At 53.4% G+C, this 12,802-nt stretch carries 12 protein-coding genes; 6 read left to right on the forward strand and 6 right to left on the reverse strand.

Annotated features, from left to right (window positions below; translation table 11 throughout):
• Positions 1-65: 65 nt before the first annotated feature.
• From JSN25_RS08795 to folA, 5 genes are all read left to right on the forward strand, one after another.
• Entirely contained in the window at positions 66-1,409 is a 1,344-nt protein-coding gene (locus JSN25_RS08795; protein WP_085048328.1) for an MFS transporter, read from the forward strand.
• A gap of 90 nt (positions 1,410-1,499) precedes the next feature.
• Positions 1,500-1,733: a YgdI/YgdR family lipoprotein gene (locus JSN25_RS08800; protein ID WP_003018880.1), complete on the forward strand. Its 234-nt coding sequence runs from the start codon at positions 1,500-1,502 to the stop codon at positions 1,731-1,733.
• Positions 1,734-1,836: 103 nt separating this feature from the next.
• A complete protein-coding gene (kefF, locus tag JSN25_RS08805) occupies positions 1,837-2,367 on the forward strand; it encodes a glutathione-regulated potassium-efflux system oxidoreductase KefF (RefSeq protein WP_087857648.1) in 531 nt (176 codons plus the stop codon).
• Positions 2,360-4,222, forward strand: coding sequence for a glutathione-regulated potassium-efflux system protein KefC (gene kefC, locus JSN25_RS08810; RefSeq protein ID WP_204525627.1), 1,863 nt, complete (start codon positions 2,360-2,362; stop codon positions 4,220-4,222). Before kefF ends, kefC begins: the two co-directional genes overlap by 8 nt.
• Before the next feature lie 198 nt (positions 4,223-4,420).
• Positions 4,421-4,900 carry a type 3 dihydrofolate reductase gene (gene folA / locus JSN25_RS08815; protein WP_199966996.1) on the forward strand — a complete coding sequence of 160 codons (480 nt, stop codon included), beginning with the start codon at positions 4,421-4,423 and terminating at the stop codon, positions 4,898-4,900.
• A gap of 90 nt (positions 4,901-4,990) precedes the next feature.
• Here the strand turns inward: folA and apaH are convergent, their stop codons facing one another.
• The 6 genes from apaH to lptD are packed head-to-tail and all read right to left on the reverse strand — an operon-like array spanning position 4,991 to position 11,729.
• Positions 4,991-5,839: a bis(5'-nucleosyl)-tetraphosphatase (symmetrical) ApaH gene (gene apaH, locus JSN25_RS08820; RefSeq protein WP_038637114.1), complete on the reverse strand. Its 849-nt coding sequence runs from the start codon at positions 5,837-5,839 to the stop codon at positions 4,991-4,993.
• 10 nt (positions 5,840-5,849) lie between these two features.
• On the reverse strand, positions 5,850-6,227 hold the full coding sequence (apaG, locus tag JSN25_RS08825) for a Co2+/Mg2+ efflux protein ApaG (protein WP_038637116.1): 378 nt from the start codon (positions 6,225-6,227) through the stop codon (positions 5,850-5,852).
• A gap of 2 nt (positions 6,228-6,229) precedes the next feature.
• On the reverse strand, positions 6,230-7,051 hold the full coding sequence (rsmA, locus tag JSN25_RS08830; RefSeq protein ID WP_005124503.1) for a 16S rRNA (adenine(1518)-N(6)/adenine(1519)-N(6))-dimethyltransferase RsmA: 822 nt from the start codon (positions 7,049-7,051) through the stop codon (positions 6,230-6,232).
• Entirely contained in the window at positions 7,044-8,036 is a 993-nt protein-coding gene (pdxA, locus tag JSN25_RS08835) for a 4-hydroxythreonine-4-phosphate dehydrogenase PdxA (protein WP_137346828.1), read from the reverse strand. Before pdxA ends, rsmA begins: the two co-directional genes overlap by 8 nt.
• On the reverse strand, positions 8,036-9,322 hold the full coding sequence (gene surA / locus JSN25_RS08840; RefSeq protein WP_038637121.1) for a peptidylprolyl isomerase SurA: 1,287 nt from the start codon (positions 9,320-9,322) through the stop codon (positions 8,036-8,038). The genes pdxA and surA overlap by 1 nt, the downstream gene beginning before the upstream one ends.
• A gap of 52 nt (positions 9,323-9,374) precedes the next feature.
• Positions 9,375-11,729, reverse strand: a complete 2,355-nt coding sequence (lptD, locus tag JSN25_RS08845; RefSeq protein WP_137351369.1) for an LPS assembly protein LptD — start codon at positions 11,727-11,729, stop codon at positions 9,375-9,377.
• A 255-nt stretch (positions 11,730-11,984) separates the two neighbouring features.
• Here lptD and djlA point away from each other — a divergent pair, with 255 nt between their 5' ends.
• Positions 11,985-12,800 carry a co-chaperone DjlA gene (djlA, locus tag JSN25_RS08850; protein ID WP_003845702.1) on the forward strand — a complete coding sequence of 272 codons (816 nt, stop codon included), beginning with the start codon at positions 11,985-11,987 and terminating at the stop codon, positions 12,798-12,800.
• Positions 12,801-12,802: the final 2 nt, after the last annotated feature.

Genomic DNA, 12,802 nt, shown 5'->3' on the forward strand with positions numbered 1-12,802 from the left:
GGCGGCGTAAACGCCTTATCCGGCCTACAGATGACGCTTTGCCCGTGTTGAAACAGGACATCACCATGCAGCAGCCCAGGAACTTTGATGACATCAAATTTACCTCTATTCACCGCAGGATAATGCTATGGGGAAGCGGTGGGCCGTTTCTGGATGGTTATGTGCTGGTAATGATTGGCGTGGCGCTGGAACAACTCACGCCAGCATTGAAACTGGATGCTCAGTGGATTGGCTTGCTGGGTGCGGGCACGCTGGCCGGACTGTTTGTTGGTACGTCGTTGTTTGGCTACATTTCCGATAAGGTCGGGCGGCGAAAAATGTTTATTATCGATATCATCGCCATTGGCGTGATATCGGCAGCGACCATGTTCGTTACCTCGCCCGTTGAACTCCTGGTGATGCGTGTGTTGATCGGCATTGTGATTGGCGCCGATTACCCGATCGCCACCTCGATGATTACCGAATTTTCCAATACCCGCCAGCGTGCTTTCTCTATCGGTTTTATCGCGGCTATGTGGTATGTCGGCGCAACCTGTGCCGATCTGGTCGGTTACTGTTTGTATGATGTTGAGGGCGGATGGCGCTGGATGCTAGGTAGCGCGGTGATCCCCTGTATTTTGATCCTGATTGGACGCTTCGACCTGCCTGAATCGCCGCGCTGGCTGCTGCGTAAGGGGCGGGTGAAAGAGTGCGAGGCGATGATGATCAAGCTGTTCGGCGAACCGGTGGTGTTCGATGAAGAAGCGCCGCAGGAGACGCGTTTTCTTCAGCTGTTTAATCGTCGTCATTTCCCGTTTGTGCTGTTTGTTGCCGCCATCTGGACCTGTCAGGTGATCCCGATGTTCGCCATCTATACCTTTGGCCCGCAGATTGTTGGGCTACTGGGACTGGGTGCCGGGAAAAGCGCCGCGTTGGGCAACGTGGTGATTAGCTTGTGCTTTATGCTGGGGTGTATTCCGCCGATGTTTTGGCTCAATAGCGCGGGGCGGCGACCGCTGTTGATTGGCAGTTTTATTATGATGACGCTGGCGCTGGCCGTACTGGGGTTAATTCCTGATATGGGGGCGTGGCTGGTGGTGCTGGCCTTTGCTGTATACGCATTTTTCTCTGGTGGTCCGGGGAATCTGCAGTGGCTATATCCCAACGAACTGTTTCCTACCGATATTCGCGCGTCGGCCGTCGGGGTGATTATGTCGTTAAGCCGCATCGGGACCATTGTTTCCACCTGGGCGCTACCGGTGTTCATTAGCAAATACGGCATCAGTAATGTCATGCTGATGGGGGCCGGGATTTCGCTGATTGGCCTGCTCGTGTCCATTGCTTTTGCACCAGAAACACGCGGTCTGACGTTGTCTCAAACCAGTCAGATGACGATTCGCAGTAAGCCCGTGACCAGGGCAGGCTATTAGGAGTGTTCTGTATTTTCCCTGTAACTCAGTCAGTTAGCCTACAGTTAATCTATATTTCACTGAAAACGACTGAAAAGCAGGGAGAACACCATGCAAAAACATATCCTGATCACCTCTATTTTTACCGCAGCAGCACTGTTTACCGTCGCCGGTTGTTCCTCAAACCAGGCGGTGAAAACCACCGACGGCAAAACCATCGTTACCGACGGCAAACCGCAAGTGGATGATGATACTGGCCTGGTGTCGTATAAAAATGCGCAAACAGGTAAGACGGAGCAGATTAACCGCGACCAGGTTAAAGATATGAGTGAGCTGGACAACTAACTCAGATTTTTCCATTTATCTACTCAATAATATTGACTGTTAGCCTGTGGATTAACTGACTAAACTCACTGTTATTACAATAATGCAGTGACACAGGCTAATCATGATTCTCATCATTTATGCGCATCCCTATCCGCAGCATTCGCATGCGAATAAGCGGATGCTTGATCAGGCAAGGACGCTGGAGGGCGTGGAGATCCGCTCGCTCTACCAGCTCTACCCCGATTTCAATATCGATATTGCCGCTGAACAGGATGCGTTGGCGCGGGCTGATTTAATTATCTGGCAGCATCCTATGCAGTGGTATAGCACGCCTCCGTTACTCAAATTGTGGATGGATAAAGTCCTCTCTCACGGCTGGGCCTATGGCCATGGCGGAACAGCGCTGCACGGTAAACATCTGCTGTGGGCTGTGACGACCGGCGGCGGTGAAAGCCACTTTGATATCGGCTCCCATCCTGGCTTTGATGTACTTTCTCAGCCCCTACAGGCAACGGCTTTATATTGCGGCCTCAAATGGCTGCCGCCGTTTGCGATGCACTGTACGTTTATTTGCGATGATGAAACGCTGCAGGCGCAGGCGCGCCACTATAAACAGCGTCTGCTGGAGTGGCAGGAGGTGCATCATGGATAGTCATACGCTGATACAGGCGCTGATTTACCTCGGTTCGGCGGCGCTGATTGTCCCCATCGCCGTACGGCTGGGCTTAGGGTCAGTGCTGGGCTATCTCATCGCCGGGTGCATCATCGGTCCTTGGGGCTTGAGGCTGGTGACAGATGCCGAATCAATCCTCCATTTTGCCGAGATCGGCGTGGTGCTGATGCTGTTTGTCATCGGCCTGGAACTGGATCCGCAACGTTTGTGGAAGCTGCGAGCCTCGGTGTTTGGCGGTGGTGCATTACAAATGGTGGTTTGCGGGGGGCTGATCGGTCTGTTCTGTATGTTCCTCGGCCTGCGCTGGCAGGTAGCGGAACTGATCGGCATGACGCTGGCGCTTTCCTCAACGGCCATCGCTATGCAGGCGATGAATGAACGTAACCTGATGGTGTCGCAACTCGGACGCAGCACATTTGCCGTGCTGCTGTTCCAGGATATCGCCGCTATTCCACTGGTCGCGATGATCCCATTACTCGCGGCGAGCGGCGCATCGACAACGCTTGGGGCATTTGCGCTCTCTGCGCTTAAGGTGGCGGGGGCACTGGTGCTGGTGGTGCTGTTAGGTCGCTATGTGACGCGTCCCGCCTTACGTTTTGTTGCCCGTTCAGGCCTGCGGGAAGTGTTTAGCGCCGTCGCGCTGTTCCTCGTTTTTGGCTTCGGTCTGCTGTTGGAAGAGGTTGGACTGTCGATGGCGATGGGGGCGTTCCTGGCCGGTGTGCTGCTGGCCAGTTCTGAGTATCGCCACGCGCTGGAAAGCGATATTGAACCGTTCAAAGGACTGTTGCTGGGACTGTTCTTCATCGGCGTGGGGATGTCTATCGATTTTGGCACGCTGGTAGATAACCCATTACGCATCGTTATTCTGCTGGTCGGTTTCCTGGTTATCAAAACCGTCATGCTGTGGCTGATAGCGAAACCGTTGCAGGTGCCGAATAAGCAACGTCGCTGGTTTGCCGTATTATTAGGGCAGGGCAGTGAATTTGCCTTCGTGGTGTTTGGCGCGGCGCAAATGGCAGACGTGCTTGATTCTGATTGGGCGAAATCGCTGACCCTGGCTGTCGCGTTGTCGATGGCGGCGACGCCGATTTTACTGGTGATTTTGACACGACTGGAAAAATCAGCGACCGGTGAAGAGCGGGAAGCGGATGAAATCGACGAAGAACAACCGCGAGTGATCATCGCCGGGTTTGGGCGATTTGGTCAGATTACCGGTCGTTTGCTGTTGTCGAGCGGCGTCAAAATGGTGGTTCTTGATCATGACCCGGACCATATCGAAACGCTACGTAAATTCGGCATGAAGGTTTTCTATGGCGATGCGACCCGGATGGATCTGCTGGAGTCTGCAGGGGCGGCTAAAGCAGAAGTCATTATTAACGCCATTGACGATCCGCAAACCAGCCTGCAATTAACCGAAATGGTGAAGGAGCATTTCCCTCATCTGCAAATTATTGCCCGCGCGCGCGATGTAGATCATTACATTCGCCTGCGCCAGGCAGGGGTGGAAATGCCGGAACGTGAAACCTTTGAAGGTGCGCTGAAGACCGGGCGTCTGGCGCTGGAAGGTCTTGGGCTTGGTCGCTATGAAGCGCGTGAGCGGGCCGACGTATTCCGCCGTTTCAATATGCTCATGGTTGAGGAGATGGTGAAAGGGGAAAATGACGCGATTTCCCGCGCAGCGGTTTATAAACGCACCAGCGCAATGCTGAGTGAAATTATTGCGGAAGATCGCCAACACTTATCGTTAATTCAACGCCATGGCTGGCAAGGCACGGATGAAGGTAAACATACGGGCGACGTCGCCGATGAGCCGGAAGTGAAACCGTCAGCATAGAGTAAAAAATGTGATGTTCTGCAAACTTTACTGCTAATTGGCTGTTTTTGAACTACTGTAATGCTGGCGTACCACCTTAAATAGGTCGGTTCGCCAGCAGAACGGAAAATTTTCATGCTCATCCTCTTTCCGCCAGTCGACGAAAGATTGCGCTTTCCGTATAGTGGCGACAATTTTTTTGTATCCGGGAAACATTCAATGATCAGTCTGATTGCGGCGTTAGCGGTAGATCGCGTCATCGGTATGGAAAACGCCATGCCATGGAACCTACCTGCCGATCTCGCCTGGTTTAAACGTAATACCTTAAACAAGCCGGTTGTCATGGGACGCCATACCTGGGAATCCATCGGGCGACCGTTGCCAGGGCGTAAAAATATTGTCATCAGCAGCAAGCCAGGCACCGACGATCGCGTGCAGTGGGTGACGTCTGTTGATGAAGCAATAGCGGCCTGCGGCGATGAACCTGAAATTATGGTGATTGGCGGTGGACGCGTGTATGAGCAGTTCCTGCCGAAAGCGCAAAAACTGTATCTGACACACATTGATGCGGAAGTTGAAGGGGATACGCATTTCCCGGACTACGAACCGGACGACTGGGAATCGGTGTTTAGCGAATTTCACGATGCCGACGCACAAAACTCCCACAGCTACTGCTTCGAGATTCTGGAACGTCGTTAATACCGTAAGCGCCGGATGGCGGCGAAACGCCTTATCATCCAGCTAATGTAGGCCGGATAAGGTGCGAGCACCGCATCCGGCAAACGACTATCAGGCGTTGACCGCCTCGCCGGGATCCAGATTCAGATGGCGATTTGATGGCTGTACAAAGTACCGTTTGTCTTCCCAGCGCAGACAGGTGAGGTCTCCCCCCCAGCAACATCCCGTATCCAGCGCGTAGATACCTTCAGGCGTGCCTTTCCCCTCCAGCGATGCCCAGTGCCCGAAAGCAATGCTATAGGCTTCACTGACAGGTCCGGGAATGGCAAACCAGGGCTTCAGTGGGGCTGGCGCATCTTCTGGCGACTCTTTGCTGTACATATCCAACTGACCGTTGGGGAAGCAGTAGCGCATGCGGGTAAATGCGTTGGTAATAAAACGCAGGCGCGCCAGTCCCGTGAGTTCCGGTGTCCAGTTGTTTGGCATGTCGCCATACATGGCGTCGAGGAAGAAGGGATAAGAGTCGCTCGACAATACGGCTTCAACATCGCGGGCGCAATTCCTCGCTGTCTGCAGATCCCATTGTGGGGTAATACCGGCATGCGCCATCACCAGCTTCTTCTCTTCATCAATCTGCAAGAGCGGCTGGCGGCGTAGCCAATTAAGTAACTCATCCGCGTCCGGTGCTTCGAGCAGCGGTGTGAGCCGGTCTTTCGGTTTGTTACGACTGATACCGGCAAATACGGCCAGCAGGTGCAAATCGTGATTGCCAAGGACTAACCGCACGCTATCGCCCAGCGATTTCACGTAGCGTAAAACGTCCAGAGAGCCCGGCCCACGCGCGACCAGATCGCCAGTGAGCCATAGGGTGTCTTGTTCGGGGTTGAAGTCTACCTGGTGTAGCAAGGCGATCAGTTCATCGTAACAACCGTGAACGTCGCCAATAAGGTATGTCGCCATAGTTATTGTTTTAGTGAATGAGTGTTGGAACGGCGAGCCGAAACACGGGAATGTCGATGGTAAAGGCGATGCCTTGTTCATCGATCATTTCGTAATGACCCTGCATGGTGCCCAGCGGTGTTTCAATTACCGCTCCGCTGGTGTACTGATACTCTTCGCCAGGTGCGATGTGGGGCTGAACGCCAACCACACCTTCGCCCTGAACTTCGGTTTCGCGGCCATGACCATTAGTGATCAACCAATAACGCCCCAACAGCTGTACAGGCGCTCGCCCCAAATTGCGGATAGTCACGGTATAAGCAAAAACGTAACGTTCATCATCAGGTGAGGATTGCGCCTCAATGTAGACGCTTTGTACCTGAATGCACACTCGGGGCGAATTGATCATCTTTAACTCTCCTTCGATGGCGCGTTTTCTGACAGATAGTTAGCCATCCGGCAGTATTGCGCGACAGAGATATTTTCCGCTCGCATCGCCGGATCAATACCCAGCTCGGTCAGGACCTCAACGCTAAACAGGTTGCCGAGGCTGTTACGTACCGTTTTACGGCGCTGATTAAACGCTTCGGTGGTAATACGGCTCAGCACGCGGACATCTTTAACCGGGTACGGCATCGTCGCATGAGGAACCAGACGCACAACGGCGGAATCGACTTTAGGCGCAGGCGTGAATGCGGATGGCGGTACTTCGAGTACCGGGATCACATTGCAATAATATTGCGCCATGACGCTTAATCGACCATACGCTTTACTGTTTGGCCCTGCAACCAGACGATTGACCACCTCTTTTTGCAACATGAAATGCATGTCGGCAATGGCATCAGTATAGGTAAAAAGATGGAACATCAGCGGCGTAGAGATGTTGTACGGCAGGTTGCCGAAAACGCGCAGCGGCTGGCCCATCGTTTGTGCGAGTTCGCCGAAGTTCATCGTCATGGCATCTTGCTGATAAATCGTCAGCTTTGGCCCTAAAAACGGGTGAGTTTGCAGGCGCGCGGCAAGGTCCCGGTCCAGTTCAATGACCGTGAGCTTGTCCAGACGTTCGCCTACTGGCTCGGTCAATGCTGCCAGGCCCGGGCCGATTTCGACCATTGCCTGACCCTTCTGCGGATTGATAGCAGAGACAATACTTTCGATCACAAACTGATCGTTAAGGAAGTTTTGCCCGAAACGTTTACGGGCTAAGTGGCCCTGATGGACTCGATTATTCATTAGTATTAACAATCATTTTGATGGCGAGATTAAGCGCCGTAATAAAACTGCCGACATCTGCTTGCCCACGACCCGCAAGTTCAAGCGCGGTGCCGTGATCGACAGATGTGCGAATAAAGGGCAGGCCCAGCGTGATATTCACCCCGCGACCAAATCCCTGGTATTTTAGCACGGGGAGGCCCTGATCGTGGTACATTGCCAATACGGCATCCGCGTGGTCGAGATATTTGGGCTGAAACAGCGTATCTGCAGGCAGTGGGCCGATTAGTTTCATCCCCTGCGTACGCAGTGCATCGAGGACCGGAATGATGGTGTCTATCTCTTCCGTCCCCATATGTCCGCCTTCACCAGCATGCGGGTTAAGACCACACACCAGAATATGCGGATCGGCAATGCCGAACCTGGTGCGTAAATCATGATGCAGAATGCCGATCACTTCTTGCAACAGGGCGGGCGTAATGGCGTCGGCAACGGCTCTGAGCGGCAAATGCGTGGTGGCCAGCGCCACGCGCAGCTCCTCCGTCGCCAGCATCATCACCACTTTCTTTGCCTGTGAGCGCTCTTCAAAAAACTCGGTATGCCCGGTAAACGGCACGCCAGCGTCATTGATTACGCCCTTGTGGACCGGACCGGTAATCAGCGCCGCAAATTCACCTTGCAGACAACCATCACAGGCGCGAGCCAGCGTATCCACGACATATTGCCCATTTTCTACCGCCAACTGACCTGCGACTACAGGCGCTCGTAGCGCAATCGGTAACAGCGTCAACGTACCTGCTGATTGCGGTCTGGCTGGAGTATCTGAAGAGTAGGGGAGGAGTGAAAGCGGTAAACCGAGCATCGCTGCCCGGTCACTGAGAAGAGCGGCATCCGCACAGACGACGAGTTCTACGGGCCACTCACGCTGTGCGAGCTGAACCACGAGGTCTGGGCCAATCCCGGCGGGTTCGCCGGGAGTGATGACAACGCGTTGAATACGAGTCATTAGTTGCTCAGAATTTTAACGTATGCGCTGGCGCGCTGTTCCTGCATCCAGGTCGCTGCTTCTTCCGAGAATTTACGGTTCATCAGCATACGGTAGGCACGGTCTTTCTGCGCTGCGTCAGTTTTATCCACATTACGCGTGTCCAGCAGTTCGATCAGATGCCAACCGAAAGAGGAATGCACCGGGGCGCTCATCTGGCCTTTGTTAAGTTTGGTCAGCGCATCGCGGAAAGCAGGATCGAAAATATCCGCTGCAGCCCAGCCCAGATCGCCGCCCTGGTTGGCAGAACCGGGATCCTGAGAAAACTCTTTTGCTGCTGCCGCGAAGGTGGTTTTACCACTCTTAATATCTGCCGCGATTTGTTCCAGCTTCAGACGCGCCTGTTGATCGGTCATGATCGGCGATGGCTTCAGCAGAATATGGCGGGCGTGCACTTCAGTCACGGAGATGCTCTGGCTTTGACCACGCATGTCGTTGACTTTCAGGATGTGGAAACCCACGCCTGAACGAATAGGGCCGATGATATCGCCTTTCTTCGCGGTGCTTAACGCCTGAGCAAAGATGCCCGGCAGTTCCTGAATACGTCCCCAACCCATCTGGCCGCCTTTCAGCGCCTGCTGATCTGCGGAGTAAGTGATGGCCAGTTTGCCGAAATCGCTACCGTTACGCGCTTCATCAACAACAGAGCGTGCCTGGCTTTCAGCCGCGTTTACCTGCTCTGACGTTGGGTTTTCCGGTAATGGGATCAGAATGTGGCTCAGGTTCAGCTCGGTGCTGGCATCGTTTTGGTTGCCAACCTGTTGCGCCAGGGCATCCACTTCCTGCGGCAGAATGGTGACGCGACGGCGAACTTCGTTGTTACGCACTTCGGAGATGGTCATCTCTTTGCGGATCTGGCTCCGATAGGTCGAATAGCTCAAGCCATCCTGTGCCAGACGGCTGCGCATCTGATCCAGCGTCATGTTGTTCTGCTTGGCGATGTTGGCGATAGCCTGATCCAACTGCTCGTCAGAAATTTTCACCCCCATCTTCTGACCCATCTGCAGGATGATTTGATCCATGATCAAACGTTCCAGGATCTGATGACGCAGCGTGGCGTCGTCTGGTAACTGCTGACCAGCCTGACCCGCATTAAGTTTTACTGACTGCATTAAGCCATCGACGTCGCTTTCCAGAACGACGCCGTTATTGACGACGGCTGCGACTTTATCGACTACCTGTGGGGCAGCGAAACTGGTATTCGCGATCATGGCGATACCGAGAAGCAGCGTTTTCCAGTTCTTCATACTTTTTCCATTTCAATTAACCGCAATGCGGATTACGTGTAAATTAATCAGATCATAAAGCGCTTTGATACGGCAAAATGTTCGAACGCAACATCTGGTTGGTGCCGAGACCGTAGTTGGAGCTCAGGCCGCGGAGTTCGATATTAAAGCCGATCGTGTTGTCATAAACTGCGTGTTTCTGGGTGTCATCCCAACCGTTCAGCTTACGTTCGTAGCCGAAGCGAATGGCGTAACAGCAGGAGTTGTACTGTAAGCCCAGCATGGAGTCTGCTTCTTTGTTCACGTTGGTATCGAAGTAGTAAGCACCGACAATCGACCAGCGATCGGCGATCGGGAAGCTTGCCACTGCGCCCACCTGCGAAATCCCGTTCTTATACTGATCGGCCGTCGAGTAGTAAGAAGGCAGGGTTGCCTGGATATACTCTGAACTGGCATAACGGTAGTTCAACTGCAGCATACGGTTTTCGTCGCGGCGGTATTCGATACTGCTGCTGCTGGTGGCGATGCTATCCAGACGCGTGTCGTACTGAATCCCACTACGCAAACCCCAGCGATCGGAGATGCGCCAGTAGGTGTCTCCCGCCCAGACCAGCGAACCCGTTTTGTCGTCATTCTCCCATTTAATGTTGTCATCGCCAGTGCGAGACTCAGTGAAATAGTAGATTTGACCCACAGAAATATTAAAACGTTCAACGGCCGCGTCATCATAAACGCGAGATGTGACCCCGGTCGTTACCTGGTTAGCGGAAGCAATACGGTCCAGACCGCCATAAGTACGGTCGCGGAACAGGCCGCTGTAGTCAGATTGCAGCAGGGACGAGTCATAGTTATAGATATGGCTTTGGTCGCGATACGGGACGTACAGGTACTGGGCGCGCGGCTCCAGCGTCTGGGTATATCCCGGCGCCAGCATTTGCATATCACGCTCGAATACCATCTTGCCGTCAACTTTAAACTGCGGCATGACGCGGTTGGCGGAATCATCCAGCTTGGTGGCGTTATTGGTGTTGTACCAATCCAGATTGGTCTGCTGATAGTGCGTAGCCAGCAGTTTCGCTTCGGTATTGATACTGCCCCAGTTATTCGACAACGGCAGGTTGATGGTCGGTTCAAGGTGAACACGCGTTGCTTCTGGCATGTTGTCATTGGTGTTCACGAAATGGACCGCCTGGCCATAAATACGGGTATCAAACGGACCGACGTCATTCTGGTAATAGTTGACGTCTAACTGCGGCTGCGCAGAGTAACTGTTACTGTTTGCGGAATCGAAGACCTGGAACTGCTTGGTCGAAACCGTGGCGTCAAAGTTCTGTACCGCATAGCCGACGCTGAATTTCTGCGTGGCGTAGCCGTCGGTACTGGAGCCGTATTTGTTATCAAAATCATTAAAGTAACTGGTGTCGCTGACCTTGGTGTAGTCGACGTTGAAACGCCACACCTGGTCCATGACGCCAGAGTGCTGCCAGTAGAACAGCCAGCGGCGTGAGTTGCTGTCCTTCGGATTATCATCTTCGTACACTTTATCGGAGTTCAGATAGTCGAACTCCATCAGGCCTGCGCCCGCCTGGGTGAGGTAGCGGAATTCGTTCTCCCACATGATGCCGCCACGACGGTGCATATAATGCGGCGTGATGGTGGCGTCCATATTGGGCGCAATGTTCCAGTAGTACGGGAGGTAGAACTCAAAATAGTTATTAGTAGAGTATTTTGCGTTCGGGATCAGGAAACCGGAACGGCGCTTATCGCCGACGGGCAACTGTAAATAGGGGCTGTAAAAGACCGGAACCGGACCCAGTTTAAACCGGGCGTTCCAGATTTCCGCGACCTGTTCTTCACGATCGTGGATGACTTCGCTACCGACGACGCTCCAGGTATCGGAACCGGGCAGACAGGAGGTAAAGCTACCGTTTTCCAGAATAGTATAACGGTTTTCCCCACGCTGTTTCATCAGGTCGGCTTTCCCGCGTCCCTGACGACCTACCATCTGGTAATCCCCCTCCCAGATGTTGGTATCTTTGGTATTCAGATTAGACCAGCCCTTCGGTCCCTTCAGAATCACCTGATTGTCATCGTAGTGGACATTACCCAACGCATCGACGGTTCGTACTGGCTCCGGCTGACCTTCTGCCTGCTTCTGGTGAAGCTGAACTTCGTCGGCCTGCAGGCGGCTATTACCCTGCGCAATATCCACGTTGCCGGTAAACACCGCGTCATCCGGGTAATTCCCTTTCGCGTTGTCGGCATTAATGGTGACGGGTAATTCATTGGTTTCGCCCTTCACCAGAGGACGGTTATAGCTCGGCACGCCCAGCATACACTGTGAGGCGAGATCGGCTGCCAGGCCCTGTTGGCTATAAAGGGCGCTGGCAATCATGGTGGCCAGAAGAGTGGGAATACGTTTTTTCATACGTTGTATTTATTGTTCCATCATCGGTAGCGTCGCGCGTGACAAACGGTCACAGCCTAACTTATCTCATCTTCACTGCGCTAGTGTTAATCCTGCCCATTTAGGCATCCGTGGTGTTAGGCACGGCATTGAATGACAGGTATGATAATGCAAATTATAGGCGATGTCCCACAATTGACCGCAGCCGTAAAACGGTAAAAGCAGCTTATATTGTGGGACATAGCCTGGCTGAGAGCACAAAGATTTGGGGAGTCTATGCAGTATTGGGGAAAGATAATTGGTGTAGCCGTGGCTTTAATGATGGGCGGCGGCTTCTGGGGTGTGGTTCTGGGCCTGTTAGTCGGCCACATGTTCGACAAAGCCCGCATGCGCAAAATGGCGTGGTTTGCCAACCAACGTGAACGCCAGGCGCTTTTTTTTGCCACCACTTTTGAGGTGATGGGACATCTGACCAAATCCAAAGGTCGCGTCACGGAAGCCGATATTCATATCGCCAGCCAGTTGATGGATCGGATGAATTTGCACGGTGATTCCCGTACTGCCGCGCAACACGCCTTCCGGGTGGGAAAATCAGACAATTACCCGTTACGTGAAAAGATGCGTCAGTTTCGCAGCGTCTGTTTTGGTCGATTCGATCTGATCCGCATGTTTCTGGAGATTCAGATCCAGGCGGCATTTGCCGACGGGTCATTGCACCCTAACGAGCGTGAAGTGCTGTATGTGATTGCTGAAGAGTTGGGGATTTCGCGCACCCAGTTTGATCAGTTTCTGCGCATGATGCAGGGCGGGGCACAGTTCGGCGGCGGATATCAGCAGCAGTCCGGCGGTGGCGGCTGGCAGCAGGCGCAACGAGGCCCGACGCTGGAAGACGCCTGCAATGTTCTCGGTGTTAAAACAACCGACGATGCGACCACCATTAAGCGTGCTTATCGTAAACTAATGAGCGAACACCATCCGGACAAACTGGTGGCGAAAGGGCTGCCGCCAGAAATGATGGAGATGGCTAAGCAGAAGGCGCAGGAAATTCAGAAGGCGTACGAGCTGATTAAAGAGCAGAAAGGATTTAAGTAAAG

The sequence above is a fragment of the Citrobacter cronae genome (assembly GCF_016893685.1).
In the GTDB taxonomy this organism is placed as follows: Bacteria; Pseudomonadota; Gammaproteobacteria; order Enterobacterales; family Enterobacteriaceae; genus Citrobacter; species Citrobacter werkmanii.

Bases quoted from the DNA above. Each gene is read 5' to 3' on its own strand.
- djlA (WP_003845702.1), top strand. From the start codon at position 11,985: ATGCAGTATTGGGGAAAGATAATTGGTGTAGCCGTGGCTTTAATGATG.
- pdxA (WP_137346828.1), bottom strand. From the start codon at position 8,036: ATGACTCGTATTCAACGCGTTGTCATCACTCCCGGCGAACCCGCCGGG.
- surA (WP_038637121.1), bottom strand. From the start codon at position 9,322: ATGAAGAACTGGAAAACGCTGCTTCTCGGTATCGCCATGATCGCGAAT.
- kefC (WP_204525627.1), top strand. From the start codon at position 2,360: ATGGATAGTCATACGCTGATACAGGCGCTGATTTACCTCGGTTCGGCG.
- apaH (WP_038637114.1), bottom strand. From the start codon at position 5,839: ATGGCGACATACCTTATTGGCGACGTTCACGGTTGTTACGATGAACTG.
- rsmA (WP_005124503.1), bottom strand. From the start codon at position 7,051: ATGAATAATCGAGTCCATCAGGGCCACTTAGCCCGTAAACGTTTCGGG.
- JSN25_RS08795 (WP_085048328.1), top strand. From the start codon at position 66: ATGCAGCAGCCCAGGAACTTTGATGACATCAAATTTACCTCTATTCAC.
- lptD (WP_137351369.1), bottom strand. From the start codon at position 11,729: ATGAAAAAACGTATTCCCACTCTTCTGGCCACCATGATTGCCAGCGCC.
- folA (WP_199966996.1), top strand. From the start codon at position 4,421: ATGATCAGTCTGATTGCGGCGTTAGCGGTAGATCGCGTCATCGGTATG.
- apaG (WP_038637116.1), bottom strand. From the start codon at position 6,227: ATGATCAATTCGCCCCGAGTGTGCATTCAGGTACAAAGCGTCTACATT.
- kefF (WP_087857648.1), top strand. From the start codon at position 1,837: ATGATTCTCATCATTTATGCGCATCCCTATCCGCAGCATTCGCATGCG.
- JSN25_RS08800 (WP_003018880.1), top strand. From the start codon at position 1,500: ATGCAAAAACATATCCTGATCACCTCTATTTTTACCGCAGCAGCACTG.